We start from the raw sequence: 26,368 nt of genomic DNA, 5'->3' as shown, positions 1-26,368 counted from the left end.
AGACGAGCATGCATCAGGTCTACGAATACACGGCCAAGGAGGTCGACCCGATCACCTTCGAGGTGATCCGCCACCGGCTGCTGTCGATCACCGACGAACAGGCGGCCACGCTGGCCTCGGTGTCGGGATCGGCGCTGGTGAACGAGGCGACCGATTTCAACACCGGCCTCTACCGCGCCTTCGGCGAAGTGGTCACCATGGGCAAGACGGTGACCTTCCACGCGGCCTCGCTGTCGCTGATGGTCAAGCACGTGATCGAGGATTGCGAGGACACCGTCGGCATCAATCCGGGCGACATGTTCATCGTCAACCACCCGCACAAGGGCGCGCTGCACTGCCCGGACGTGGGCGTGCTGGCGCCCATCTTCGTCGACGGCAAGCGCATCGGCTGGACCGGAGCCTGCGCCCACCAGCTGGACGTGGGCGGCATGGTGCCGGGCAGCTTCGCCTCCATGGCCAAGGACATCCGCCAGGAAGGCATGCTGATCCCGCCGGTCAAGATCATCGATCGCGGCGAGCTGCGCAGCGACGTGTTGAATTTCATCACCGGCATGTCGCGCCTGCCCACCAACATCAGCCTGGACCTGAAGGGGCTGATGGCGGCCAACAACATCGGCGTGAAGAGCCTGCTCGACACCATCGCCAAGTACGGCGTGGACACGGTGCTGACGGTCATGGACGGCATGATGAGCCTGTCCGAGACCAAGATGCGCAAGCGCCTGAAGGAGCTGCCCGACGGCGTGTTCCGCGCCCAGGCCTTCCTGGACCACGACGGTTTCGACAACAAGATCTACAAGATCCACGTCGAACTGCGCAAGCAGGGCGACCGCATCGTGTTCGACTACACCGGGTCCGACCCGCAGGCGCCGGGCTTCGTCAACGCGACGCGCACGGGCCTCCTGGCCGGGGTCTACGCCGGCATCCTGCCGGTCATCGCCTACGACCTGCCGTGGAACGAGGGCCTCCTGCGGCCGCTGGAGGTGCTGTCCACCGAAGGTTCCATCGTCTCGTGCAAGTTCCCCGCGCCGTGCAGCCAGGGACCGCTGGGCGCGATGTGGCTGGTCGAGGTCACCACCACCGAGGTCATCTCCAAGCTGATGGCCACGCATCCGGACTACCTGGCCGAGGCGCAGTCGTCGCCGGCCAGCGGACCGGACCTGTTCCACATCCACGGCCGCAACCAGTACGGCGAACCGGCCACCGCGCCCATCCTGGAAGTGATGCTGTCGGGCGGCGGCGCCTATGCGCACCGCGACGGCGTGAGCGTCTCGGGCCAGCGCAACATCACCGCGGGCCGCGCGCCCAACGTCGAGACCACGGAACTGAAGCTGCCGGTGCTGTACATGTATCGCCGCATCATCACCGACAGCTCGGGGGCCGGCCGCAACGTGGGCGGCCAGGCCGCCGGGGCGGCCTTCGTGCTGCACGGCGTGGACGAGGTCGAATCGCTGGTGGCCTGCCACGGCTACCAGTCGCCCACCTCGCGTGGCCTGTTCGGCGGCTATCCCAGCGGCTGCAATCATCGCCGCTTCCTGCGCCACAGCAACATCCGCCAGTTGCTGGCCGACGGCGTGTTCCCCGACCGCATGGACGGGCTGCAGGGCGAGGAGGTCGAGTTCAACGCCAAGCCGCCCGAGTTCGAGTTCGGCAAGGATGACGTGTACGAGTGCAATCCCACCGCCGGCGGCGGCTGGGGCGATCCGCTGGGGCGGCCGGCCGGCAGCGTGGCCGCCGATGTCGCGGCCGGGGCCTTCTCGGCCCAGGTGGCCGAACGCATCTTCGGCGTGGTGACGAAGGGCGGCGCCCTGGACGAAGCCGCCACCGCCGCCGCGCGCGCCGCGATCCGCCAGCGCAGGCTGGCATGGCCCGCCGGCAAGACGCTGGCCGGGCGCCCGCAGACGGCGCAGGCCGAACCCGTGGCCATCGTCGGCGACGTGGCGCGCATCGTGCGCGCGTCGGGCACGCCCTACCTGGTCTGCAACAGCTGCGACACCGCCGTCGCGCCGGCGGCGGAAAACTGGAAGGACTACGCGCGCCAGCACCTGGCCACCCCCGAGGACCTGGGCCCGCGCGTGCGCATCCACCACGACCTCGAGGTCGTCCAGCACGCCTGCCCGCATTGCGCCACGCTGCTCGACGTCGAGGTGCGCCGCAAGGGCGAGGCATCCCTGTTCGACATCCAGGTCGCGGCCTGAAGGAGGCATCCATGAGCAAGCGAAGCAGCCATGGCCGCTGGGTGACCTTTCCCAGCGGCGCCGACCAGGTGCGGGGCTACCTGGCCGAGCCCGACGGCGACGACGTGCTGGGCGCGGTGGTCTGCGCGCCCGAGAACCTGGGGGTGACCGAGCATCGCCAGGAGGAAACGCGGCGCCTGGCGGCCGAGGGCTTCATCGTCCTGACCGTGGATCCGTACAGCCGCATCGGCGGCCGCCCGCCGCAGGACTACACCACCGCCGAGGAGCGGCGCAGCAAGGCTTTCATCGCCGCGCGCGACGAGGTCGTGGTGCCCGATTGCCAGGCGGCGCTGGAGTGGCTGCGCGCGCAGCCCCGGGTGGGGTGCGTCGGCGCCCTGGGCTACTGCCTGGGCGGCGGCACGGTGCTGGCCTGGGCGGCCGGCACGCGCGACCTGGCCTGCTCGGTGGTGCTGTACGCGCTGCCGGTGGTGCCGGCCGCCTATTCGCCCGACGGCCGGGACCGTTCGCGCATCGCCCTGGCGCCGCGCATCCAGGCGCCCATGCAATTGCACTTCGGCGAGGCCGACGAAGCCATTCCCATGGACCAGACCCTGGCGTTGAAGGAAGCGCTGGAAGCGCGGGCGCCCGCGCCCATCGATTTCCATGTCTATCCCGGCGCGCGCCATGCGTACATGGACAGCACGCTGGAGCGCTATTCGCCCGAGGCCGCCGCGCTGACCTACGAGCGCTTCGTGGGCTTCCTGCATCGTCATCTGGACGCCGGGGATAGCTGATGGGCGAGATCGTCTGGGCCGCCGCCACGGCCCACACCGGCGCCATGATGCGCGCGCCCAAGGGCGACCCGGACGACCTGGCGCGCGCCGACCGGGTGTTCCAGGCCTTCTCGGCCCTGTCCGTCTCGCTCAAGGAGGCGCGCCCGGACGTGCTCGTGGTCGTCGCCACCGACCATTTCCTGACCTTCGACCAGGCAGCGCTGCCGGTGTTCGCCATCGGTACCGGCGCGGCCTTCCCGGGGCATGGGGAGTTCGGCGTACCCAGGCGGGACTACACCGGCGTGGCGGGCCTGGGCGAAGCGGTGCACGCGGGCATGGTGGCCGCCGGCTTCGACGCGGCCGGCGCGCGCGGCCTGCCGCTGGACCACAGCTTCTCGTGTCCGCTGCAATTGCTGCTGGCCGGCTGGGACGCGCCGGTGCTGCCGGTGTACGTGAACTGCACCATCGAACCGCTGCCGCGCCTGGACCGCTGCCTGGCCTTCGGCCGCGCGCTGGGCGACGCGCTGCGCGCGCAGGACCTGGCGCCGCGCGTGGCGGTGCTGGGCACCGGCGGCCTGAGCCACTGGGTCGGCATGCCCGAGACCGGACACATCAACCGCGACTTCGACCGACGCTTCCTGGAAGGCTTCGCCGCCGGCCGGTTCGACGAGATCGCCGGCTGGAACGCGGCCGAGGTGGTGCGCAGCGCCGGCAACGGCGCGGCCGAGATCCGCAACTGGCTGCTGGCCGCCGGCGCGGCCCGGGCCACGGGCGCGCGCGTGGCGGCCTACGAGCCGGTGCAGGCCTGGGTGACCGGGATAGGCGTGACCGAACTGCTGCTGCCTCCGGGGCAGGCGGGTGAAACCCTGCCTGCGCAGGCCGCCGGGGCGCGCCGCGACAGGCACGCGCTGGAGCGCTACCTGTTCCGCTTCGACAAGGAGCCGGCGCTGCAGGAAGCGCTCAAGGCCGGTGCCGAGCACGCCTTCGATGGCCATGCGCTGGACGACGAGGAACGGCGCGCCCTGCGCGAACGCGATCTCGCGACCTTGTACGAGTGGGGCGTGCATCCGCTGTTGATCCGCAATTTCGCCGGCACCCTGGGACTGCGCTACGTGCAGGCCTACCACGACCGCGGCCTGCTGCCGCGGCACGGCAACTGAGCAAGCGGACCCCGCGACCGGCGGGGTCCACCTCTTCGACTGGAGACATCGATCATGAATGACACGGCAATTCGTTCACGCTGGGTACTGGCCAACGGCGTGCGCACGCACTACGCGGAAGCCGGCGACCAGGGACCCACGCTGGTGGCGTTGCACGGCGGCGGCGCGGGTTCGTCCGGCGCATCGGGCATGGGGCTCGTGCTGCCGCTGCTGGGCAAGGACTTTCGCGTGGTCGCGCCCGATTCCATCGGCGGCTTCGGATTGACCGATACCCAGGCGCCCACGCCCTACGGGCTGATCAGCCGCGCAGCCCATACCGCCGATTTCGTCGACGCGCTGTGCCTGGACAAGTTCTCGGTGCTGGGCAATTCGCAGGGCGCGTGGTCGGGCGTGTACTACGCCATGCTGCATCCGGACCGGGTCGAAAAACTCGTCATCGTGTCTTCGCTCACCATTGCCGGCTCCATGGGCATCAAGCAGGCGCCGAACGAGGCCATGCATGCGCTGATGGGCTATGACGGTTCGCGCGCGGGCATGAAGCGCCTGCTGGAGGCCCTTATCATCGACAAGTCGCGCATCACCGACGCGCTCATCGACGATCGCCAGCGCGCCGCCACGCGGCCCGGCGCGTTCGAGGCCTTCCAGCGCATGGCGCAGGGCATAGACTTCGTGCGCAACGACCCGGTGCTCAAGCTGCAGACCCAATGGCAGGAAGCGCTGCCCGCGCTGACGCGCCGCATTCCCACCCTGATCCTGTGGGGCGAGGAAGATACCTTCGCCGTGCCCGCCACCGGCCGCGCGCTGGCCGAGATGCTGCCCGACGCGCGCATCGAATGGGTGCCCGGAGCCGGCCACCAGGTGCAGACCGACGCGCCGGACCGCGCCGCCGCCATCATCCGGGAGTTCCTGCATGGATAGGGCGAGCATGCCGCAGTCGCCGGACGCGCCCGATCGCATGCCGGGCATGGTGCCCGGCGTGCGGGCCGGAGGCTTCCTGTTCCTGTCGGCCATACGCGGCCGCGACCCGGCCACCGACCGCATGCCCGACGATCCCTACGAACAGGCCTGCCAGGCGCTGCGCAACGTCCAGGCGGTGCTGGCGGCGTCCGGCGCGACGCTCAGGCACGTGGTGAAGGTCACGCTCTATCTGCACGACCTGGACAAGCGCAAGGCCTTCCACCAGGCATGGATGGAGTTCTTTCCGCAGGATCCGCCCGCCCGCATCGCCGTGGGCATCGCGGATGCCAACGGCGCGCCCGGCGGCAACGCCCACTACGCGCTGGACGTGATCGCGCTGGCGCCGTGACCGGCCGGCTCGATTGCCAGCGCCCGCCGCGCCCCGGCACAATATGCGTTTGCGCCCCGGGGCGCGAGACTGGCCATCCGCCGCAGGTGATTCGCTCCATGGCATCCGCACGACGCACGACCGACGCTTCCGATACTTCCGCGCGTGCCGGCAACACCGGCCCGCGCGGCGGGCTGCCGATGTACGCGCAGCTCTTCGCGCTGTTCCGCCAGCGCATCGAGAACGGCGTCTGGCCGCTGAACGAGTGCATTCCGTCGCTGGACGAGCTGATGGAGGAATTCGACGTGGGCCGGGTCACGGTGCGGCATGCGCTGGGCATGCTCGAGGCCGAGGGGCTGATCGGCCGCTTCCGCGGCCGCGGCACCTTCGTCACGGCGCGTCCCCAGTCCAACATCTGGTATCGCATCCCGATGAACTGGGACGAGCTTACCGGGCCGCAGCCCGACATCGAGGTCGAGTGGCTGGAAAGCCACGAATGCGCGCAGCCGCCCGCCTCGGTGCACGCCGGCGCCGCGCTGGGCGAGTCTTATCAGGCCCTCAAGCGGCGCCTGCTGCGCCACCACATTCCCTACGGCATCGGCCATACCTACATCGAAAAGAATGTCTACGCCGCCTTCGGCGCCGACGTGCTGGCCAAGCCCATCCCGCTGAAGATCCTGGACGCTCGCCTGCCGGGCGGCGTCGGCCATGCCGAGCAGACCGTGCGCGCCAGCGTGGCCGACCTGGACACCGCCCGCCTGCTCGACCTGACTTCGGGCGCGCCGGTCATCCAGGTGACGCGGTCGGTGCTGGATCGCGACGGCGTCCTGGTCTATGAATCGCTGGGCATCTTCCGCGGCGATTTCGTCGAGATCCACACCGACCTGAAATAGACGCGCCTCAGGCCGTAGACGCGCCTCAGGCCGCTTCCTGGCTGACATCCACCCATTGCGCGCCGACCAGCTCGGCCAGGCGCCGGGGCGCGATGCGCACCGCGCTGTGCGTGGAACCGGCGGCGGGCAGCACTTCATCGTAGGCCCGCAGCGAGACATCGCAATACACGGGCAGCGGCGTGGCCAGGCCGAACGGGCAGACGCCTCCCACCGGGTGTCCGGTCACGGCCACCACTTCGTCGGCCGGCAGCATTTTCACGCGGCCGCCGAACACGGCCTTGGCCTTCTTGTTGTCCAGCCTGGCGTCGCCGCGTGTCACGACCAGCACCTCGCGGTCGCCCGCCCGCAGCGACAGCGTCTTGGCGATCTGGCCAGGCGCGACGCCATGGTGCTGCGCGGCCAGTTCGACGGTGGCGGTGCTGTGCTCGAGTTCGATGATGGCGATGTCGGGTGCGTGGGTGGCCAGGAAATGGCGGACGGATTCGAGGCTCATGCGAAGACGGCGCGTGTTGCGGAAAGAGCACCGACTATAGCCTACCGTCCGCGCCGCCGATGGCGGGACAGGCCACTGATAAAATGAAAGGCTAGTCAACCAGCACATCGCGCCTCATGACTTTGCCTCCGCCCCGCGCCACCCGCACGACACCGTCGACCGCCATCGCGAACCTGGCCCAGGTGGGGACGCCTATCTACGTCAAGCTGGTCATGTCCTTCAGGAAGCGCATCGAGACGGGCGAGTGGGCGGTGGACCAGCAGATCCCGTCGCTGGACGAACTGGCCCGCGAAGAAGGCGTGGCGCGCGCCACCATCCGCCATGCCATCGGCTTCCTGGAGTCCGAAGGCCTGATCGGCCGTTACCGCGGCCGTGGCACCTTCGTCCTGCGCCGCCCGCAAAGCGGGGTGTTCTATGATATCCCGACCAGCTGGGATACGCTGGTCAACCACGTGCCCGACATCCAGATCGAATGGCTGGAGAGCAGCACTGTCATGCGGCCCCAATCGATCAACCACCACGGCGGCTCGCTGTCGTCCGACGGCTACCAGCACCTGCGCCGCCTGCAGAAGCACAACCAGATCCCGTACTTCGTCGGCGATTCGTACGTCGAGCGCACGATCTTTCGCGCCATCGGCAAGCGGGCGTTCAACTCGCCCGTGCCCATGCAGCTGATACAGAATCACGCGGGCGACCGCATCGGCCGGGCCGAGCAGACCATCCAGGCCAGCAACGCCGACTTCGAGGTGGCCCAGTTGCTGGACGTGCCGGTGAACACCGCCATCATGGTGGTCACCCGCTCGGTGTTCGACAAGGACGAAGTCCTGGTGTACGAATCCCAGGGCCTGTTCCGCAGCGACTTCGTGCGGGTACACATGCGGCTGAAATAGCGCCGGCGCCTGGCGTGCCGGCCGCTCGCGTCCGGCTATTCGATGCTGATGCCCAGCCGCTTGATGCGTGTCTCCACCTCGGCCAGTTCGTCGCGCACGCGCGTGGACAGCTCGGCCGGCGTGCTGCCCTGGGGCTCGATCCCCAGCGCCGCGAACTTCTCGATCAGTTCCGGATCCTTCAGCACCTGCGCGATGCCGGCGTTGAGCTTCTGCACCACGGCCGGGGGCGTGCCCGCCGGCGCCACCAGGCCCACCCAGGTCTCGATGGCCAGGTCGGGACCGCCGGATTCCTTGACGGTGGGAACCTGCGGATAGTCGGCCAGGCGCTGCGGCGAGGCGGTGGCCAGCATCTTCAGCTTGCCGGCCTTGACCAGCGGCAGCCCCGAGCCGATGGTGGCCACGCTGAAGCTGATGTCGCCGTTGGCGACCGCCGTGTAGATCTGCGCGCCTTCCTTGTAGTGGACCGGCATCATCTCGGTGCGCGTGGCCTGGGCCAGGATGGCACCGCCGAAATGGGCGGGACTGCCGACGTAGGGCGTACCGTAGGTGATTTTCTTCGGATCCTTGCGGGCCGCCTCGATCAGGTCGCGCATCGATGCATAGGGCGCCGAGGCGGACGTGTAGAACAGGAAGGGCGCACGGAAGAACAGCGACACCGGCGTGTAGTCCTTCTGCGGGTCGTAGGGGACCGAGGCCAGCAGCTTGGGATTGGTGGTCATGTGCGCGTCGCCCACGACCAGCAGGGTGTAGCCGTCGGGCGCGGCCTGCTTGGCGGCGCCCAGCGCCAGGAAGCCGTTGGCGCCCGGCTTGGCCTCGATGACGATGGGCTTGCCCCACAGCTTGCCCAGTTTCTCGGCCATGATGCGGGTGGCGACGTCCGGCGTCAGGCCGGCCGGGTAGGGCGTGACGAGGCGGATGGGGCGCGTGGGGAAGTCGTCGGCATAAGCGGCCTGGATGCCGGCAAGCGCCAGGCTCGCCGCAACCAGGCCACACGATAGACTGGGTTTCAAGCTTGTCTCCTCGATGCGTCGTCGCTGGACGCGCGGGCGTCCGGGTGCCTGCCCGGTCGCTCGGTTCAATGTGATAGTAAACTATACTACTAGCTATTATGAGCCGAGCGCGGGCCGACGGCAAGCGGGGAGTGCCGCGCAGGCGAGGGGCCGCCGGCGCGGGAGGAAAGGACTACTGCGCGGTGATGTGGCGCTCTTTGATGATCGCGCCCCAGGTGGCCGACTCGTCGGCGATGAACCTGGCGAGTTCTTCGCGGCTCATCGGATCGGGCGTCAGTCCGTGCTTGATCAACTGGGCCGACACGTCGGGATCCTTCAGCACCTTCACGATTTCCTCGTTCCAGCGGTCGAGTATGCCGGCGGGCGTCCTGCCCGGCGCGACGAAGGCGTACCAGTTGGTGGCATTGAAGCCGGGAATGCCGGACTCGGCGATGGTCGGCACGTCGGGCATGAAGGCCGGGCGCTTCAAGCCCGTCGTGGCGATGGCGACCACCTTGCCGGTCTCGATATGGGGCTGGGCCGAAGACGGCGTGGAGTAGTACGAGGCGACTCGTCCCGACAGCAGGTCCACCATGGCCGGCGCCCCGCCCTTGTAGGGCACGTGGACGACGTTCACGCCGGCGCGCTGGTTGAGCAGTTCGCCCGCCAGGTGCGAGGCGGAGCCGGCGCCGGTCGAGGCGTAGCTCATCTTCTCGGGATGCTTCCTGGCCATCTCGATGTAGTCGTTCAGCGTCTTGACGCCCAGGCCGGCGTAGGCCACCAGCACGTTCGGGAAGTTGACGCCCATGGTGATGGGCGCCAGGTCCTTGACCGGGTCGTAGGGCAGCTTCATCAGGTGGGGCGCGATGGCCAGCGGACCGATCGAACCGAGCAGGATGGTGGAGCCGTCGGGTTCGGCCCGCGCGACCAGGTCGTGGGCGATGTTGCCGCCCGCGCCGGCCTTGTTCTCGACCACGACCGGACGGCCCAGGTTGTCCGCCAGCTTCCTGGCGATCAGGCGGGCCGCGGTGTCGGCGCCGCCCCCGGGTGCGAAGCCGACGACCATGGTGATCGACTTTCTTGGAATGTCCTGGGCCGAGGCCAGCGGCGGCAGGACACAGGCGAACGCGGCCGCGATCCACGCGGCCGGCATGAGCGGGTGGCGATGCATGGCTCCTCCGTTCTGGTTGTCCGGGGAATCGGACGTCCCCGGCATCGGGCCAGCATACGGGCACCCCGCCGGTGCCGGTAATCACCGGACATGAATGGGGGCTTCACGACTTGTGACGGGACGCGCGCGCCAGGCGTGGGGCGTCGGCGGCCGGGCCGGTGATTCTCGGGGAGCCGCCGGGCCCGTGGGGTAAGCTTACGGATTGCCCGGCATCGGCCGGTCCCGCGGTTTTGTTCTTCCTTCACGCGAATTCGAGCAAAGCATGACAGCACGCACTTCCCCCCTGGCCGGCATCCGTGTTCTCGACCTGACTCGCGTCCTGGCCGGACCCTGGTGTACCCAGAACCTGGCCGACCTGGGCGCCGAGGTGATCAAGATCGAGCGGCCGGGATCGGGCGACGACACGCGCAGCTGGGGGCCGCCGTTCCTGAAGGACAGCCAGGGCCGGGACACGGCCGAGGCCGCCTACTATCTCAGCGTCAACCGCAACAAGCGCTCGGTCGCGCTGGACATCGCCACGCCCGAAGGCGCGCGGCTGGTGCGCGAGCTGGCCGCGCAAAGCGACATCCTGATCGAAAACTTCAAGGTCGGCGGGCTGGCGAAGTACGGACTGGACTACGCCTCGATGAAGGAAGTGAATCCGCGCCTGATCTATTGCTCGGTCACCGGGTTCGGCCAGACCGGCCCGTACGCCAGCCGCCCCGGCTACGACTTCATGATCCAGGGATTGGGCGGCTTCATGAGCATCACCGGCGAGCGCGACGGCCTGCCGGGAGCCGGCCCGCAGAAGGCCGGCGTGGCCGTGGCCGACATCCTGACCGGCATGTACGCCACGGTGGGCATCCTGGCCGCGCTGCAGGAACGCCAGCGCAGCGGCCTGGGACAGCACCTGGACGTCGCGCTGCTGGACACCGTGGTGGCCATGCTGGGCAACCAGGCCCTGAACTACCTGACCTCGGGCGTCGCGCCCCGGCGGGCCGGCAACGCCCACCAGAACATCGTGCCCTATCAGGTGTTCGCGGCGTCCGACGGCCACCTGATCGTCGCCGTGGGCAACGACGGTCAGTTCCGCGCCTATTGCGGCGTGCTCGAGGCGCCGCAACTGGCCGATCATCCCGACTACAGCATCAACAGCAACCGCGTCATCAACCGCGACCGGCTCGTGCCCATCCTGGCCGGGATCATGGAAAAGAAGCCGCGCGACTACTGGCTGCAGCGACTCGAAGCCGTGGGCGTGCCTTGCGGTCCCATCAACTCCATCGACCAGGCTTTCGACGATCCCCAGGTCCGGGCTCGCGGCCTGCGCCTGGACCTGCCGCATCCGCTGGCGGGCACGGCGCCGTCTGTCGCCAGCCCGCTGCGCCTGTCCGACACGCCGGTGCAGTACCGCCACGCGCCGCCGCTGCTGGGGCAGGACACGGAAGCCGTGCTGCGTGACTACCTGGGCCTGAGCGACGAAGCCATCCAGCGCCTCGTGCCGCCCGCCGCGTAGATCAGAGGATCGCCTGCAAGCCCTTGTCGGCGATGATGTTGAGCAGCTTGAGCGCCGGACCGGCAGGTCGGGTTTCTCCCTGCTCCCACTTGCGCACCGTCGAGGCGGTAGTGTGCAGGTGGAGCGCGAACACTGGCTGACTGAACTTCAGGGCTTCCCGCAGGTGTTTGATGTCGGCGGCTTCGAACTCGCGCACGGGGGACAGTTCCAGAAACACCTTGCCGACGAATTGCAGCGCCTTTTTTTCGCCCTGCGTGATGTCCGCCTTGTCGCTCTTGGGAAAGCCGTGCAGGAACACATAGCGTCTACCCAGGCGAGCTGACAACAGTGTGCGGTAGCCGCCGCTCTTGCCGCTGCCAAGGCGGGCCACCCGTTTCTTGTAGAGAAAGCCACCCAAGTCTGCGTCGATCAAGCCGCTTTCCATTTCCTTGACTGCTCCGCAGAGGCTGGCGTCAGGCAGCTTCTCGCTTGATCCGGGCGCAGGCCAGCAAGGTATCGGGCTGGAGAGGAGGGACGTAGGACAAAAATGCGCCGCTATGCGGCGGCGCGGCCTGAATAAAAAACCCAGCCCCCTTTCGGTGGGCCGGGTTTTTTCAGATCGAAACGGACGAGGTGGCTTACTTGGCCGCGTCGACCATGTATTGCACCGCCGCGCGGATGTCGGCCTCGGTCGCGTTCGCGGCGCCGCCCTTCGGGGGCATCGCGCCCTTGCCTTGCATGGCAACCGATACCATCGTATCCACGCCGGTGGCGATGTACTTCGCCCAGGCGGCCTTGTCGCCGAACTTGGGCGCGCCGGCGATGCCGGCGCCGTGGCAGGCGAAACAGGTGGAGTCGTACAGCTTCTTGCCGTCGGCGGTGGAAGCGGCCGCGGGTGCCGCGGCTTGCGGGGCAGGCGCGGCGGCCTGGGGCGCGGGCGCGGCCGGCGCCGCGGCGGCAGGGGCAGCAGGCGCGGCGGGTGCGGTAGCCGGAGCTTCCGCGGTGGCAGCCGGGGCGGCGGGCGCGGGTTCGGCCGGCTCCTTGAAGTTGGCGCCGCTGTTGTTGGCCATGTAGACCACCGCGCGCGCGACCTCGAAATCGTCCAGGTCGGGGTTGCCGCCCTTGGCCGGCATGGCGCCCTTGCCGTGCAGGGCGACCTGCAGCATGGCGTCGAAGCCGGTGGAGAGGTACTTGGCCCACGAGCCGCTGTCGCCGAACTTGGGCGCGCCGGCCACGCCGGCGGCGTGACAGGTGGCGCAGACCGCCTTGTAGACTGCTTCGCCGGTCTGGAACACGCGCGGGGCGTTGGCGTCGCGCAGTTCGAAGCCGGCCACCGGCTTGATGCGGGCCTCGATGGCCTCGGGCGTCTGCGCGTCGGAGCCCGCGTTGGACTTGTTGCCGCTGGCGACGAAGTTCACGAGCAGCAGGATGGTGATGATGGGGACGAGGAAAGCCAGTATGACCACCGTGATCAGCTGGCGGGGCGTCCTGATCGGCGATTCATGGGCTTCTTCGTGATTATGCTGCGCGTTGCTCATTGCCAAGTCCTGCAAGTCTATGGGCCGGGCACGCCCGACACGTGACGGTTTATGGGATTTTGCTGACTGCTTGCTTTGATACTTGTATTGCGCCGGATGGGCTGCCGCCTTTCTCCTCCCGGCCGGCTGCTTTCCCGCACATAAACGCCTGATTATAGCGGCAGGCCCGCCGCTCGGCTCAATCGGTGTTTTTGGGGGCCGCGCGCGGGGCAAAAGACGAAATCTTCCAGGCAGGGTACAATTGGCGGCTACGCGCCCGTAGCTCAATGGATAGAGTACTGCTCTCCGAAGGCAGGGGTTGCTGGTTCGATCCCAGCCGGGCGCGCCATTTCCCGCCTTCCCCCGTGCAGCCGCCAGCCGCTGCCACGTCATTCCTCCCCGTACTGCTTATCGTCCGGCCGCCCGCCGCCGTGCGGCATCGATCATCCCGCACAGGCGCTCCGTGGCGTCGATCATGCGCGGCGTGGGCCGGTGCATGGCATCGGGGTCGATGGCCCACAGGTTGTCCGGCGCCGCGGCCAGCGCCGGCCCGAAGGCCTTCCAGGCCGCCAGCGCGGCATCGGCGCCCGGGCCGGCCTGGCCCACGATGATGGCCTGCGGATTCTCCTTCAGGACCCCTTCCGTGCCCACCATGGGCGCGGCGGCGGGCAGGCCGCCGAAGACGTTGACGGCGCCGCAGGTTCGCAGGGCATCGCCGATGATGCCGCGATCGTTCACGGTGTACATGGGCTGGGAACCCACCTGGTAGAACACGCGCACGGGCCGTTGGCCCGCATGGCGCGCGGCCAGGGCGGCCAGGCGCCGCCGCAGGTCCGCCGCATGGGCCCGGGCCGTGGTCCGGGTGCCCGTCAGTTCGCCCAATCGTTCGATCGCGTCGGGAATGTCTGCCAGCTTGCGGGGATTGCTGTAGTAAAGCCGGATGCCCAGCCGCGCCAGCAGGGATTCGGGCAGCCCGGCGTGCGCCGGCCCGTCGCCGTAGGCCCACAGCACGACCAGGTCGGGCGCCAGCGCCACGATGCGCTCGGCGTTCGGGTGCAGTCCGTCGCCCACGCGGGGCAGCTTCGCGGCCTCGGGCGGGTAGTTGCTGTAGCGGTCCACGCCCACGATGGCCGAGCCCGCGCCGGCCGCGTACAGCAGCTCGGTGGCATGGGGCGCCAGCGACACCACCCGCCGCACGGGCGCGGGCAGGGTGATGTCGCGGCCCGCGTCGTCGCGCGCGTGGATGGCCTGGGCCAGCGCGGCCGTCGGGGCCAGGGCCAGCGCCACGGCCACGGCCACGGCCACGGCCGCCCATGGGCGGCGTCGCTCAGGGGCGATAGCTGAGGTTGACGAAGACCGTCGAACCCGGGGTCGCATAGCCGCCCGCCAGCTCATAGTGCTTGTTGAACGCATTGTTCCAGCGTACCTGCACCTGCGTGTTGCGATTGATGTCGTAGGACGCCATCAGGTTCATCAGGCTGTAGCCGCCCAGGCGTCCCACTGCGCCAGCGTAGTCCACGCGCGGGGTGGTCGCCAGCCACTCGGCGCCCAGCAGCCAGGGGCCCAGGCGGTGGTCGGCCGCCAGCTTCAGGCTGCCGCGGGCGCGCCGGGCCAGTTGTTCGCCGGTCCGGGCGTCGCGCGGGTCCTGCCAGTCGGCGCTGGCGCGCAGCGTGGTCGCGCCCAGCTGCTGGGCGACGCTGACGTTCACGCCCTTCAGGATGGCCTTGTCGACGTTGGCGTTGCTGCCGGTCCAGTTGCCGGTGCCATCGTCGACCCAGACGATCAGGTTCGAGACGCGGTTGCGGAAGGCCGTGATCGAGGCCGTGGTGCCGCCCTGGCGATAGCGCAGGCCCGCTTCGACGTTGCGCGACTTCTCGGCCTTCAGGTCGGGGTTGCCGCCGAAGCCGTACAGGTCGCTGTAGGTGGGGGAGCGGAAGCCGGTGCCGGCGCCGGCCGTGGCCTGCCATCCGGGCGCGAAGTCGTAGGCGTATGACACCGCGCCAGAGGTGTTGCCGCCGTACTGGGAGTTGTTGTCGTAGCGCAGGTTCAGCTGGACGTGGTGCCGATCGAAGTCGCCGCGGTAGATCGCGGCCACCGAGTTGGTCCGGCGCCGGGTCGGGAAGTTGCCGGTCAGCGAGGTGCTCAGCACGTCTTCGCGCAGGTGCTCGGCGATCAGCGACAGGTTCTGCCCGGCGGCCAGCGCCAGGTCGTTCTGCCAGGTGAACAGGTCCTGGCGCGTGCGCGCCTGCGCCCGCGGGGCCGTGGCGCTGGCGTAGTCGCGGTAGTCGTCCACGGTGCGCCCGAAGCGCAGCGTGCTGGTCCAGGCGTCGGTGATGCGGTCCACGCTGGACAGCGAGTAGGCCTGCACGCGCGTGACGGCGCGCGAGTCGTAGGCGATGCCGTTGTTGTCGTACTGGCCGTTGACGCGGGAGTTGTAGACGCTGGCCTCGACGCGGTGGCCGGCGGTCCAGGCCAGGCCCAGGCGGGCGGCGGCGTTTTCCTGCTCGTAGCCGTCGCGGTCGCCGTAGTAGGCGAAGCTGCCGGGCAGGGTGGCGTTGAAGCCGCGGCTTTTGGATTTGCCGTACTGCAGGCCGTAGGTCCACATGCCCTGCGCGCCGTCCAGGTTGACCTGGGCCTTGTAGGTGTCGTGGCTGCCCGCGCCCACCGATCCGCTGATGGCCAGCGGCCGGTCGGCCTGGCGCTTGGTGATGATGTTGATGACGCCGCCGATGGCGTCCGCGCCATGGATGCTGCTGGCCGCGCCGCGCAGGATCTCGATGCGTTCGACGCTGGCCGGGTCGATGCCGTTCAGGCTCATGGTGCCGGAGGTGGCCGATCCCACGCGCAGGCCATCGATCAGTACCAGGGTATGGCGGCTGTTGGCGCCGCGGATGAAGACGCTGGTCGTGGTCTGCGGGCCGCCGTTGGTGCCGATGTCGATGGCGTGTTCGCGCTGCAGCAGCTCGGCCAGGCTGGTCTGCCCGGCGCGCTGGATGGTCTCGGCGTCGATGACGGTGACATCGCCCAGCGCGCGCGACAGGGGCTGCTCGACGCGCGAGGCCGTGACGGTGACCGGATCTAGGGTGGTGGCGGCAGGAGCCTGGGCCTGCACGTTGGCGGCGCAAAGCAGCGCGCCGGTGGCGCCGGCCAGGCGCCAGGAGGTGGAACTGGATGACATGGATACCTGCGGTTTCGGTGACGCGCATCCCCGCACGTCGGCTTGCGAATCGGGAAGCGTTGCGCTTCCCCCTTTCGGTCCTGGGGACCTTCGAGCCGGCCGGTATCCGGGCTGGCATCCGTGGCCGCATCCCCTTCCCATGCGCGCCGGCGCCGGAGGATGCGGCGGGACGTGGCACAGTGGGTTCGATGCGGCGTGTCGCGCGCGGCGTGGCCACGCGGGACGGGATGCTTACCGTTGCGGGGGCAGCACAGGTTAGGTCCCGAAGGGGCCCTCCTGTTTCCCGTTTAACTGTGAAGCACCGACTCGGCGGCTACTCTAGCACGGCCTGGTGGCGGAAGTCGGGAAACGGGGCGGGGATGTTGTCCGGCCGCCGCGTGGCAGGAGGGGATCAGGCGGTGTAGTCGCCGTTGGCTTCGGGCTGGTAGTCGATGCGAACGACGCGCATCTGGCGCGGTTCGCCGTCGGGAGGGGTCCAGCCGATCTTCCCGGGCACCCGCGCGCCCAGCAGGGCCGCGCCCATGGGCGAGAACACCGACACCATGCCCTTGGCGGCATCGGCTTCCTTGGGATAGCACAGGGTGATCAGCCGCACGCCGCTTTCGTCCTCGACTTCCACGCGGGTATGCATGGTGACGATGTCGGCGGGGATCTCGCGCGGCTCGGCCTGATCCGCCTGGTCCAGGGCCTCGGCCAGGACTGCCTGCGCCGTGCCGGCCGCGGGCTCGCGGTCGCCGAGAAGGCTGGTAAGGCGAACGTAGTCGAGTTCGCTGACGGTAATGTAAGGGGGGCTGCTGGTTTGCATGCCTGTCTCCTGAAGAAACGGTGCCGGGAAAACGGCGTTCAAGACGTTTGTTCGGGAAGCCCGGCGATCGATTGCGAGAAAGCGGTAGAGGGGAGGGGGATCGCCGGGCTCAGGAGTGGAAGGCCGGGATGAGCGGAAACAGGATGGACGGGCGCGACGACGCGCGACGCGCAACGGCGCGCGTCGACCGGGATCGGAGCGAGGAGGCGGGTGCCGACAGGGCACGCCGGATGGATTCCATGAGACTAGGATAGCCCATTCTGGCCGGCCGGTTCAAACCGGGTCGGCCAGCGTGGCCAGCCAGGTCTCCATGTCGGCATAGACCGGGGCGGCCAGCGCCTGAGATTCGTTCAGGACCTCGTGGTAGGCCTGGTGGTACCAGCGCAGCGCCAGCTTGCCGGGCGCGCCCGAGTCGGCGAAGCGCCGGCTGCCCGAGGGCGAGACGATGGCATCGTCTCCGGCCACCATCAGCAGCGTGCGCGGTTTCAGGGTGGAGGCCTCGGCGATCGACTGCGCGCCGGCCTCGGCGATGAAGCGCATCAGCCGCGCGCTGATACGGTCGTGCACCAGCGGATCGTTGGCATAGGCGTCGATCACGGCCTGCTCGTGCGACAGCCGGGAGATCTTCAGGCCGGTGCCCACCCGCAGGTCGGGGGCGACGCCGCCCAGCATGTCCAGCATCCAGCGCTGGCGGGCGGACAGTTCCACGCTGAAGGCCGGCGAGGACAGCACCAGGCCGGCCAGCGGCACGTTGCCGCGCAGCGCCACGCGCGCGGCTACCAGGCCGCCCAGGCTATGGCCGATCAGCAGCGGCGGCGCGCCTGTTTCGCGCGCGTATTCGGCCAGCCGGTGTTCGGCATCCACCACCAGGTCGTCGCTGGCGCGCAGGGCGCCCCGCTTGCCGCCGGAACGACCGTGGCCCCGGTGGTCGTGCGCCGCCAGCGACCAGCCGCGGGCGGCGAACCAGCGCACCAGTCCTTCGTAGCGACCGGCGTGCTCTCCCAGGCCGTGCAGCAGGTAGGCCGGCCGGTAGCCTTCCGGGCGGGGCGGCACGTCCCAGCGGTACGCCGCGAGCTGCGTGCCGTCCGGAGCGGTCGTCATGGAAATCAGCGACAATTCGTTGTCCCGTATCGATCGTGTATGGATTCAAAGGCGGATTGTCGCTCAGCCACTTCCAGCGGGCCGGCTGGCTCGTGTAACAGCTTGTACCGTTTTGTCGCGGACTGGCGGGCGACGATGCCGCACACTGCCGCTGGAATGCCCATGTCTTCACCCATCCGCGCCTGCCTCGTCCTGCTCCTGGCCCTGCTGGCCGCCTGCTCGCCCAAGTACAACTGGCGCGAGATGCCGGCGGCCGACGGCGCGATACGCGTCACCTTCCCCGCCCGTCCCAAGCCGGACCAGCGCGACGTCGACATCGCCGGCCATACGCTGCCGCTGGCCTTCGACATCGCGCCGGTGGACACCTCCATCTTCGCCGTCGGCCGGGTGACGCTGCCGGAGGCCATCCTGGCCGATCCGGCTGAACTGGCCAAGGTCGCGGACGCCTTCGAACAGGTGTTGCTGGCCAATCTGCGCGGCACGCTGACCTACCGCAAGGACATCACGCTGCGGCAGGCGCCGGCCGACACGCGCAAACTCGGCCGGGCGGTGGAACTGGAGGTGCATGGCGTCGTGGCGAACACGCCGTCCTGGCTGCTGGGCCGGGTCTACCTGCTGGGCAACCAGTTGATCGAGGTCGTGGCCCTGGGCCGGGAGGACGAACTGGACCGCGATTCGGCCCAGACCTTCGTGCAGTCGGTACGGGCGGATTGACGGCATGGAGTGCCGCCCCGGCTGCGGCGCCTGTTGCACGGCGCCGTCCATCACCACGCCGATCCCGGGCATGCCCGGCGGCAAGCCGGCCGGCGTGCGCTGCGTCCAGCTGGACGAACACGAGCGCTGCAGACTGTTCGGCCGGCCCGGGCGCCCCGCCGTCTGTGCCTCGCTCATGCCCGCGCCCGACATGTGCGGGGACGGCCGGGAGCATGCCATGCGCTGGCTGGGCCGCCTGGAAGACCTGACCCGGCCCGCCTGAACCCTTCCGCTTGACCTGGATCAACGCGCGCGGCCGGTCTTGCGGCCAGAATGCGCGGCGTGAACACGACTTCGCTGCCTTGCGCCACCCCGGGCGCGCCGGACGCCGGCGCCCCCGCCGCGGACTGCTATCACTGCGGCCAGCCCGCGGGCGGCGGTTTGCGCGCGTCCCTTGCCGGCGCCCCGCGCTGGTTCTGCTGCGCCGGCTGCCTGGCGGCCGCGCAGACCATCCACGGCGCGGGCCTGGAGAGCTTCTACCGTTTCCGCAGCGGCCTGGGCCGGCCGCTGGACGATGCCGAGGGGCAGGCCGGCCTGCGCGCGGCGTTCGGGCGGGCCGACATCGAGTCGCTGTACGTGCGCGCCGTGGACGCCGGCACGGCCGAGGCCTGGCTGACGATAGACGGCCTGCGCTGCGCCGCCTGCGTCTGGCTGTGCGAGCAGCACCTGGAGCGCCAGCCCGGGGTGGTGGCGGCGCACGTCAACCATGCCACCGGCCGGGCGCGGGTGCGCTGGAAGACGGCGCAGACCGGGCTGGGCCGCGTCCTGGACGCGTTCGCCGCCATCGGCTACCGCGCCGTGCCTTTCCAGCCGGGCGCCGCGAACGACGGCCTGCGCCGCGAGAAGCGCGGCCTGCTGCTGCGCATGGCGGTGGCGCTGCTGTGCATGATGCAGGTCATGATGTATGCGTGGCCGCTGTACCGGCACGAGGCCTCGATCGCCCCCGACCAGTGGCAGTTGCTGCGCTGGGCCAGCCTGGCGTTGACCCTGCCGGTGGTGGCGTACAGCGCCTGGCCGCTGATGCGGGGCGCCTGGCGCGGGTTGCGCCACGGCTGGCCGGGCATGGACCTGCCGGTGGTGATCGGCATCCTGGCCGCCTTCGGCGCCAGCGTGGCCGCCACGGTGGCCAACCGGGGCGAGGTCTATTTCGATTCGGTCACAATGTTCGTGGCCCTGCTGCTGGCGGCGCGCTATCTGGAACTGGTGGTGCGCCACGAGGCGCAGGACGGCGGCCGCGCGCTGGCCGCGCAATTGCCCGCCACCTGCGTGCGGCTGCGGAACTATCCGGCCAGCCGCGAGGCCGACATCATCGCCCTGCAACAGGTGCGCCCCGGCGACGTGCTGCGCATCGGCCCGGGCGAGGCCGTGCCGGCCGACGGTCGGGTGCTGGAAGGCGCCACGCAGGTCGACGAGGCCATGCTGACCGGGGAAAGCCGGCCCATCGCCAAGGCGGTGGGCGATGGCCTGGTCGCCGGCAGCCACAACAGCGGCAGTCCGGTATGGATGCGGGTCGAGCAGGCCGGCGTCGAGACCCGGCTGGCGCGGATCACCCAGGCCCTGGATCGGGCGCTGGAGGAAAAGCCGCGCATCGCCGTGCTGGCCGACCGCATCGCGGTGGTATTCGTGCTGGCCCTGATCGCGCTGGCACTGGCCACCGGCGCGGTCTGGTGGTGGATCGATCCCTCGCGTGCGCTGCCCGTCATGATCGCGGTGCTGGTGGTCAGCTGCCCCTGCGCGCTGTCGTTGGCGACGCCGGCCGCGCTGGCGGCCGCCACGGCGGCCCTGGCCCGCAAGGGCGTGCTGGTGGTGAAGGGGCATGCGCTGGAAACGCTGGCGCAGGTCACCGACGTGGTGCTGGACAAGACCGGGACGCTGACCCAGGGCCGGTTCACGGTGGCCAGCGTGGAGATATTCGGCGCGTTGGGCGCGGGACAGTGCCTGGCGCTGGCGGCGGCCATGGAGGAAGGCAGCACGCACCCGGCGGGCCTGGCGCTGATCGCGGCGGCGCGCGAGGCGGGCCTGCCCGCGCCGGACGTCCAGGACGTCCGCCATGTGCCGGGGCAGGGTGTGCAAGCCTGCTTCGGCGGGGTTGCGATACGCCTGGGCAGCCAATGTTTCGCGGCGGGTGCGCGCGACACGGCGCCGTTGCCGCCGGTGGCCGATGGCCGGGATGCGGCGCCCGGCGCCATCGCCACGCAGGTCTGGCTGGCCGGCAATGCCGGGCCGCTCGCGCGCTTCGTGCTGCGGGATGCGCCGCGCGAGGGCAGCCACGAGATGGTGCGGGCGCTGCAAGCCATGGGCAAACGCGTGCATCTGGTGTCGGGGGACGATGCGCGCACGGTCGCGGCCTGGGCCACCGAGTTCGGCATCGGCAGCCACGCGGGCGGCGTCAGCCCCGAGGGCAAGAAGGACTACGTCGCCCGCCTGCAGGCCGGTGGCGCGGTGGTGCTGGCGGTGGGCGACGGCATCAACGATGCGCCGCAGCTCGGCCTGGCCCAGGTGTCCATGGCCGTCGCGGCCGGCACCCCGCTGGCCCGCGCCAGCGCCGACGTGATCCTGAACGGCCACGGCATTCTGGGCGTGGCGCACGCCTTGCGCACCGCGCGCCGTGCGCGTCGCGTGATGCGCCAGAACCTGGGCTGGGCCCTGGCCTACAACCTGTCTTTCATCCCGCTGGCCGCGTCGGGCTGGATCACCGCGTGGATGGCGGCGCTGGGCATGTCGCTGTCCTCGCTGCTGGTAGTGGGCAACGCATGGAGGCTGCGCCGCTGATGGAAACGCTCTATCTCCTGGTTCCGCTCAGCCTGATGCTGGTGCTGGCGGTGGTCGTCGTGCTGTGGTGGGCGGTGCAGGACGGCCAGTTCGAAGACATGGAAGGCGCCGACTACGCCATCCTGATGGACGACGACAGGCCGTCCGGTGTGGATGAAATGCCGCCGTCCGCGCGCTCCTCTCGCGAGGCTTGATCTGCATCAAGGCGGGTTCCCCTGTACATGCGCATGATGGGCGCGGGAATTCAGAATCAGGGGAACCAGCCATGGGCGACAGCGCTAGCGGCGCGCTTTCAGGCGAAACATTCAACTACAAGATCGTCCGCCAATTCGCCGTCATGACGGTCGTGTGGGGGATCGTGGGCATGGCGGTGGGCGTGCTGCTTGCCGCGCAATTGATCTGGCCGGCGCTGAACTTCGACGTGCCGTGGCTGACCTACGGGCGGCTGCGGCCGCTGCACACCAACGCGGTCATCTTCGCGTTCGGCGGCAGCGCGCTGTTCGCCACCTCGTACTACGTGGTGCAGCGTACCTGTCAGGCGCGGCTGTTCTCGGCGCCGCTGGCGGCCTTCACCTTCTGGGGCTGGCAGGCCGTCATCGTCGCGGCGGCGATCACGCTGCCGATGGGCTACACCAGCAGCAAGGAATACGCCGAACTCGAGTGGCCCATCGACATCCTGATCACGCTGGTATGGGTGGCCTACGCCGTCGTGTTCTTCGGCACCATCGTCAAACGCAGGACCCGCCACATCTACGTGGCGAACTGGTTCTTCGGCGCCTACATCCTGACGATCGCGCTGCTGCACATCGTCAACAACCTGGAATGGCCGGCCACGATGTGGAAGTCGTACTCGGCCTACGCAGGCGTGCAGGACGCGATGGTGCAGTGGTGGTACGGGCACAATGCGGTGGGCTTCTTCCTGACCACCAGCTTTCTGGGCATGATGTACTACTTCGTGCCCAAGCAGGCCGAGCGCCCCATCTATTCGTACCGCCTGTCCATCGTCCACTTCTGGGCGCTGAGCTTCACCTATATGTGGGCCGGCCCGCACCACCTGCAATACACGGCGCTGCCCGACTGGGCGCAATCGCTGGGCATGGTGTTCTCGCTGATCCTGCTGGCGCCGTCGTGGGGCGGCATGCTGAACGGCATCATGACCCTGTCGGGCGCCTGGCACAAGCTGCGCACCGATCCCATCCTGAAGTTCCTCGTGGTGGCGCTGTCGTTCTACGGCATGTCCACGTTCGAGGGCTCGATGATGTCCATCAAGACCGTCAACTCGCTGTCGCACTACACGGACTGGACCATCGGCCACGTGCATTCCGGCGCGCTGGGCTGGGTCGCGATGATCACGATCGGCTCGCTTTATTACTTGTTCCCGCGTCTGTTCGGGCAGAAGCAGATGTACAGCACCAGGATGATAGAACTCCATTTCTGGATCGCCACGCTGGGCGTGGTGCTCTATATCGCCGCGATGTGGATCGCCGGCGTCATGCAGGGCCTGATGTGGCGCGCCGTGGAACCCGACGGCACCCTGACCTACACCTTCGTCGAATCGGTCAAGGCCACGTATCCGTTCTACCTCGTGCGCCTGCTGGGCGGGGTGTGCTTCCTGGGCGGCATGCTGCTGATGGCGTGGAACTTCGTCATGACGGCGCGCGGCCGGCGGCCGTTCGACGCGCCGGTGCCGGCGCCGGTCCCGGTGTCCGCGGCGGCCCAGCCGCGGCTGGCCTGAGGAGCGCATCGTTATGAAATCGAAGCGCGCTCCCTTCTTCAGCCACGAGACGCTGGAAAAGAACGTGGGCTGGCTGATCCTGGCCACCATCGCGGTGGTCAGCATCGCGGGACTGGTGCAGATCGTGCCCCTGTTCTTCCAGCACTCCACCACTACCCCCGTCCAGGGCGTGGAGCCCTATACCGCCCTGCGCCTGGCCGGCCGGGACGTCTACATCCGCGAAGGCTGCGTGGGCTGCCATTCGCAGCAGGTCCGCACGCTGGCGGCCGAGGTGCAGCGCTACGGCCATTACTCCGAGGCGGGCGAAGGCGTGTACGACCGGCCCTTCCTCTGGGGCTCCAAGCGCACCGGGCCCGACCTGGCGCGCGTGGGCGGCCGCTACAGCGACGACTGGCACCGCGTCCACCTGAACAATCCGCGCGACGTCGTGCCCGAGTCCAACATGCCGGCCTATCCATGGCTGCGCCAGACGCCGGTCGCGAGCGACCAGGTCGAGGCGGGCATGCGCGCGCTGCGCACGCTGGGCGTGCCCTATACCGACGAACAGATCGCGGCGGCGGCCGGTGAGCTGGCCGGCAAGACCGAAGAGGATGCCCTGGTGGCCTACCTCCAGGGCCTGGGGCTGGCGATGAAGAAGCAGGGGCGGTGATGGACATGATCGCTTGGATGACATCGATCGCGACGGCGCTGGCGCTGTCGACCTTCCTGGCCATCGTGGCGTGGGCGTGGTCGCGCGCCCGCGTCGAGGCCAACCGCGAATCGGCCATGCTGCCGTTCGCGCTCCCCGACGAAAGCGCCGTCGCGGCGCAAGGCAAGGATGCCGGGCAATGAGCGATTTCACTACCGACTTCTGGGGCTATTACATCGGCGCGATCGCGCTGGCGGGCATCGTCTGGTGCGTCTGGCTGCTGTTCTCGCAGCGGGCCTTCCTGAAATCCTCCAAGGCCGCCCCAGGCGGCCAGGTCGACGATACCGGCCATGTCTGGGACGGCGATCTGCGCGAGCTGAACAATCCGCTGCCGCGCTGGTGGATGTGGATGTATCTGCTGTCCTGTGTCTTCGCGCTGGGCTACCTGGTCCTGTATCCCGGCCTGGGCAAGGTCCAGGGCTGGCTGGGCTGGTCCAGCACGGGCGCGCTGGCCGCGCAGCAGGACCAGTTGCGCGAACAGGTCCAGCCGTTGTACGCGCGCTTCGAGGACATGGAGATCCCGGCCATCGCCGACGATGCCCAGGCGCGGGAGATCGGGCAGCGGCTGTTCCTGAACAACTGCGCGCAGTGCCATGGGTCGGATGCGCGCGGCAGCAAGGGCTTTCCCAATCTGGCCGACGGCGACTGGCTGTACGGTTCTTCGCCCGACATCATCCGCGAATCCATCGCGAAGGGGCGGCACGGCATCATGCCCCCGTTCGGCGAACAACTGGACTCGCGCGCGGTGGGCGACGTGACCCAGTACGTGCGCTCGCTGTCGGGCCTGGCCGCCGACCCCATCAAGGCCGCTCGCGGCCGGGCCGATTTCCGCGCGAACTGCGCGGCCTGCCACGGCGTCGAGGGCAAGGGCAACCCGCTGCTGGGCGCGCCCAACCTGACCGACAAGGTCTGGCTGTACGGCAGCTCGGCCGCCGTCATCGCCGAGACCATCACCAAGGGCCGCAACAACCAGATGCCGGCACACGAGGACGTGTTCACGCCGCAGCAGATCCGCTTGCTGACCGCCTACGTCTGGGGCCTGACCCGGCCCGCCGAAGAGGCGAAATGAGTTCCCCGCGCGAGCGCGCCTGCCCGGCCGCCGGCGGCGACGAGGAAGGTTCGGAGCAGGCGCTGTACGAGGTCCGGCGCAAGATCTATCCGCGTTCGGTCAGCGGCGTCTTCGCGCACTGGCGCGTGGCGCTGGTGTTCCTGACGCAGGCGGTGTTCTACGGCCTGCCGTGGCTGACCTGGAACGGCAGGCAGGCCGTGCTGTTCGACCTGGGCGCGCGCAAGTTCTACCTGTTCGGGATGGTGTTGTGGCCGCAGGACATCATCTACCTGACGCTGCTGCTGATCCTGAGCGCGCTGGCGCTGTTCCTGTTCACCGCGGTGGCGGGCCGGCTGTTCTGCGGCTATGCGTGCCCGCAGACGGTCTACACCGAGATCTTCATGTGGATCGAGCGCCTGACCGAAGGCGACCGGTTCGCGCGCATCCGGCTGGACGCGGCGCCGTGGTCCTGGCGCAAGCTCGGGCGCAAGGGCGCCAAGCACGCGTTGTGGCTGGCGGTGGCGACCTGGACCGGGTTCACCTTCATCGGCTATTTCAGCCCCATCCGCGAGCTGGCGGGCCTGGCGTGGCAGGGTGCACTGGGCCCCTGGCAATGGTTCTGGCTGGTGTTCTACAGCTTCGCCACCTGGGGCAACGCAGGCTTCATGCGAGAACAGGTCTGCAAATACATGTGCCCCTACGCGCGGTTCCAGAGCGTGATGGTGGACTCCGACACCTACGTGGTCACCTACGACTCGGTGCGGGGCGACCCGCGGGGCAGCCGGTCGCGCAGGATAGATCCACGCGAGGCGGGCCTGGGCGATTGCGTCAATTGCAGCATCTGCGTGCAGGTGTGCCCAACCGGCATCGACATCCGCGATGGCCTGCAATACGAGTGCATAGGCTGCGGCGCCTGTATCGACGCCTGCGACCAGGTCATGGACAAGATGCAGTATCCGCGCGGCCTGATCCGCTATGCGTCCGAACGCGCCATCGAGCTGCGGCTGGATGCCAGACAGGCGCGGCGCCGCGTGCTGCGCCCGCGCGTGCTGGTGTACGGCGCGATCTGGCTGGCGCTGGCGGCGGTGTTCGTCGGCCTCCTGGCGGCGCGGCAGCCGCTGCGCGTGGACGTGATACGCGACCGTTCGGTGCTGGCGCGCGAGGTCGAGGGCGGCATGATCGAGAACGTCTACCAGCTGCAGCTCATGAACGCGACCGAGCGCGCCATGCGCGTGCGGCTGGACGTGCAGGGCCTGCCGCAACTGCGCGTGCAGGGGGCCGACGGCGGCACCGACATTGAACTGGCGCCGGCCTCGAACCGCCTGTGGCCGGTGCGGGTGTCGCTGCCCGTGGACGGGGCGCGATCGGGCACGCACCGGATCGAGTTCATCGTGCGCGACGGCCGCGATGCGGACGGGCTGCGCGAGACGTCGAGTTTCATCGTTCCTTGAATGGACAAAGCGAGGTGCGGG

At 69.4% G+C, this 26,368-nt stretch carries 25 protein-coding genes, 1 tRNA gene, 2 pseudogenes and 1 riboswitch; of the genes and pseudogenes, 18 read left to right on the top strand and 10 right to left on the bottom strand.

What is annotated here, in order from left to right:
- Positions 1–8: 8 nt before the first annotated feature.
- From R4823_RS27590 to R4823_RS27565, 6 genes are all read left to right on the top strand, one after another.
- A complete protein-coding gene (locus R4823_RS27590) occupies positions 9–2,195 on the top strand; it encodes a hydantoinase B/oxoprolinase family protein (protein WP_338616903.1) in 2,187 nt (728 codons plus the stop codon).
- Between the two features lie 11 nt (positions 2,196–2,206).
- Positions 2,207–2,968, top strand: coding sequence for a dienelactone hydrolase family protein (locus R4823_RS27585; protein WP_338616901.1), 762 nt, complete (start codon positions 2,207–2,209; stop codon positions 2,966–2,968).
- Positions 2,968–4,107, top strand: coding sequence for a hypothetical protein (locus R4823_RS27580; protein WP_338616899.1), 1,140 nt, complete (start codon positions 2,968–2,970; stop codon positions 4,105–4,107). The genes R4823_RS27585 and R4823_RS27580 overlap by 1 nt, the downstream gene beginning before the upstream one ends.
- 54 nt (positions 4,108–4,161) lie before the next feature.
- On the top strand, positions 4,162–5,025 hold the full coding sequence (locus R4823_RS27575; protein ID WP_087840313.1) for an alpha/beta hydrolase: 864 nt from the start codon (positions 4,162–4,164) through the stop codon (positions 5,023–5,025).
- A complete protein-coding gene (locus R4823_RS27570) occupies positions 5,018–5,413 on the top strand; it encodes a RidA family protein (RefSeq protein WP_279816889.1) in 396 nt (131 codons plus the stop codon). The genes R4823_RS27575 and R4823_RS27570 overlap by 8 nt, the downstream gene beginning before the upstream one ends.
- A gap of 98 nt (positions 5,414–5,511) precedes the next feature.
- Entirely contained in the window at positions 5,512–6,285 is a 774-nt protein-coding gene (locus tag R4823_RS27565) for a GntR family transcriptional regulator (RefSeq protein ID WP_165963235.1), read from the top strand.
- 25 nt (positions 6,286–6,310) lie between these two features.
- On the opposite strand, the gene R4823_RS27560 is transcribed toward R4823_RS27565, so the two are convergent.
- Positions 6,311–6,778: a YbaK/EbsC family protein gene (locus R4823_RS27560; protein WP_087840310.1), complete on the bottom strand. Its 468-nt coding sequence runs from the start codon at positions 6,776–6,778 to the stop codon at positions 6,311–6,313.
- Between the two features lie 116 nt (positions 6,779–6,894).
- Between R4823_RS27560 and R4823_RS27555 the strand changes: the two genes are divergently transcribed.
- On the top strand, positions 6,895–7,668 hold the full coding sequence (locus R4823_RS27555; RefSeq protein WP_087840309.1) for a GntR family transcriptional regulator: 774 nt from the start codon (positions 6,895–6,897) through the stop codon (positions 7,666–7,668).
- A 35-nt stretch (positions 7,669–7,703) separates the two neighbouring features.
- Here the strand turns inward: R4823_RS27555 and R4823_RS27550 are convergent, their stop codons facing one another.
- Together R4823_RS27550 and R4823_RS27545 are read right to left on the bottom strand one after the other, a co-directional pair.
- Positions 7,704–8,678, bottom strand: coding sequence for a tripartite tricarboxylate transporter substrate binding protein (locus tag R4823_RS27550; RefSeq protein WP_087840308.1), 975 nt, complete (start codon positions 8,676–8,678; stop codon positions 7,704–7,706).
- Between the two features lie 172 nt (positions 8,679–8,850).
- Positions 8,851–9,828, bottom strand: a complete 978-nt coding sequence (locus R4823_RS27545; protein ID WP_087840307.1) for a tripartite tricarboxylate transporter substrate binding protein — start codon at positions 9,826–9,828, stop codon at positions 8,851–8,853.
- A gap of 262 nt (positions 9,829–10,090) precedes the next feature.
- On the opposite strand from R4823_RS27545, the gene R4823_RS27540 reads away from it, so the two are divergent.
- Positions 10,091–11,320: a CaiB/BaiF CoA-transferase family protein gene (locus R4823_RS27540; RefSeq protein WP_338616897.1), complete on the top strand. Its 1,230-nt coding sequence runs from the start codon at positions 10,091–10,093 to the stop codon at positions 11,318–11,320.
- A 1-nt stretch (position 11,321) separates the two neighbouring features.
- On the opposite strand, the pseudogene R4823_RS27535 reads toward R4823_RS27540, so the two are convergent.
- The 3 genes and pseudogenes from R4823_RS27535 to R4823_RS27525 form a co-directional block, all read right to left on the bottom strand.
- Positions 11,322–11,519 (bottom strand): annotated as a pseudogene (locus tag R4823_RS27535) (helix-turn-helix domain-containing protein); the annotation flags it as partial.
- Positions 11,520–11,816, bottom strand: a pseudogene (locus R4823_RS27530) (type II toxin-antitoxin system RelE/ParE family toxin); the annotation flags it as partial.
- 121 nt (positions 11,817–11,937) lie between these two features.
- Positions 11,938–12,837: a c-type cytochrome gene (locus R4823_RS27525; protein WP_338616896.1), complete on the bottom strand. Its 900-nt coding sequence runs from the start codon at positions 12,835–12,837 to the stop codon at positions 11,938–11,940.
- A gap of 252 nt (positions 12,838–13,089) precedes the next feature.
- Between R4823_RS27525 and R4823_RS27520 the strand changes: the two genes are divergently transcribed.
- A tRNA-Arg gene (locus R4823_RS27520) sits at positions 13,090–13,165 on the top strand.
- A 59-nt stretch (positions 13,166–13,224) separates the two neighbouring features.
- Here the strand turns inward: R4823_RS27520 and R4823_RS27515 are convergent.
- The 4 genes from R4823_RS27515 to R4823_RS27500 all read right to left on the bottom strand — a co-directional run bounded on the left by R4823_RS27515 (position 13,225) and on the right by R4823_RS27500 (position 17,900).
- Positions 13,225–14,121 (bottom strand): cobalamin-binding protein, encoded by an 897-nt coding sequence (locus tag R4823_RS27515; RefSeq protein ID WP_338616895.1) that lies wholly within the window; start codon positions 14,119–14,121, stop codon positions 13,225–13,227.
- Between the two features lie 22 nt (positions 14,122–14,143).
- Complete coding sequence (locus R4823_RS27510; RefSeq protein ID WP_338616894.1) at positions 14,144–15,994, bottom strand: TonB-dependent receptor; 1,851 nt, start codon at positions 15,992–15,994, stop codon at positions 14,144–14,146.
- A 79-nt stretch (positions 15,995–16,073) separates the two neighbouring features.
- Positions 16,074–16,315: riboswitch (cobalamin riboswitch) on the bottom strand.
- A gap of 70 nt (positions 16,316–16,385) precedes the next feature.
- Positions 16,386–16,799: a nucleoside diphosphate kinase regulator gene (gene rnk, locus R4823_RS27505; protein WP_087836536.1), complete on the bottom strand. Its 414-nt coding sequence runs from the start codon at positions 16,797–16,799 to the stop codon at positions 16,386–16,388.
- Between the two features lie 273 nt (positions 16,800–17,072).
- Positions 17,073–17,900 (bottom strand): lysophospholipase, encoded by an 828-nt coding sequence (locus R4823_RS27500; protein WP_338616892.1) that lies wholly within the window; start codon positions 17,898–17,900, stop codon positions 17,073–17,075.
- Positions 17,901–18,062: 162 nt separating this feature from the next.
- On the opposite strand from R4823_RS27500, the gene R4823_RS27495 reads away from it, so the two are divergent.
- The 9 genes from R4823_RS27495 (at position 18,063) to ccoG (ending at position 26,347) form a co-directional block, all read left to right on the top strand.
- A complete protein-coding gene (locus R4823_RS27495; RefSeq protein WP_338616891.1) occupies positions 18,063–18,614 on the top strand; it encodes a hypothetical protein in 552 nt (183 codons plus the stop codon).
- Positions 18,615–18,618: 4 nt separating this feature from the next.
- On the top strand, positions 18,619–18,876 hold the full coding sequence (locus R4823_RS27490) for a YkgJ family cysteine cluster protein (RefSeq protein WP_087836538.1): 258 nt from the start codon (positions 18,619–18,621) through the stop codon (positions 18,874–18,876).
- Between the two features lie 50 nt (positions 18,877–18,926).
- Positions 18,927–21,425: a heavy metal translocating P-type ATPase gene (locus tag R4823_RS27485; RefSeq protein WP_338616890.1), complete on the top strand. Its 2,499-nt coding sequence runs from the start codon at positions 18,927–18,929 to the stop codon at positions 21,423–21,425.
- Positions 21,425–21,619 carry a cbb3-type cytochrome oxidase assembly protein CcoS gene (ccoS, locus tag R4823_RS27480; RefSeq protein ID WP_176400611.1) on the top strand — a complete coding sequence of 65 codons (195 nt, stop codon included), beginning with the start codon at positions 21,425–21,427 and terminating at the stop codon, positions 21,617–21,619. The genes R4823_RS27485 and ccoS overlap by 1 nt, the downstream gene beginning before the upstream one ends.
- A gap of 71 nt (positions 21,620–21,690) precedes the next feature.
- The gene (ccoN, locus tag R4823_RS27475) at positions 21,691–23,160 is read left to right on the top strand and encodes a cytochrome-c oxidase, cbb3-type subunit I (protein ID WP_279816863.1); all 1,470 of its coding nucleotides are present in this window, start codon (positions 21,691–21,693) and stop codon (positions 23,158–23,160) included.
- A gap of 13 nt (positions 23,161–23,173) precedes the next feature.
- Complete coding sequence (gene ccoO, locus R4823_RS27470; protein WP_279816862.1) at positions 23,174–23,809, top strand: cytochrome-c oxidase, cbb3-type subunit II; 636 nt, start codon at positions 23,174–23,176, stop codon at positions 23,807–23,809.
- Positions 23,810–23,814: 5 nt separating this feature from the next.
- Positions 23,815–23,991, top strand: coding sequence for a CcoQ/FixQ family Cbb3-type cytochrome c oxidase assembly chaperone (locus R4823_RS27465; protein WP_087836548.1), 177 nt, complete (start codon positions 23,815–23,817; stop codon positions 23,989–23,991).
- On the top strand, positions 23,988–24,917 hold the full coding sequence (gene ccoP / locus R4823_RS27460) for a cytochrome-c oxidase, cbb3-type subunit III (RefSeq protein ID WP_130356128.1): 930 nt from the start codon (positions 23,988–23,990) through the stop codon (positions 24,915–24,917). The genes R4823_RS27465 and ccoP overlap by 4 nt, the downstream gene beginning before the upstream one ends.
- Positions 24,914–26,347 (top strand): cytochrome c oxidase accessory protein CcoG, encoded by a 1,434-nt coding sequence (gene ccoG, locus R4823_RS27455; protein WP_279816857.1) that lies wholly within the window; start codon positions 24,914–24,916, stop codon positions 26,345–26,347. Before ccoP ends, ccoG begins: the two co-directional genes overlap by 4 nt.
- Positions 26,348–26,368 lie beyond the last annotated feature (21 nt).

The sequence above is a fragment of the Pigmentiphaga sp. CHJ604 genome (genome assembly GCF_036972535.1).
GTDB classification, from domain to species: domain Bacteria; phylum Pseudomonadota; class Gammaproteobacteria; order Burkholderiales; family Burkholderiaceae_B; genus Pigmentiphaga; species Pigmentiphaga daeguensis.
This window is presented reverse-complemented; position numbering and strand designations above follow the sequence as displayed.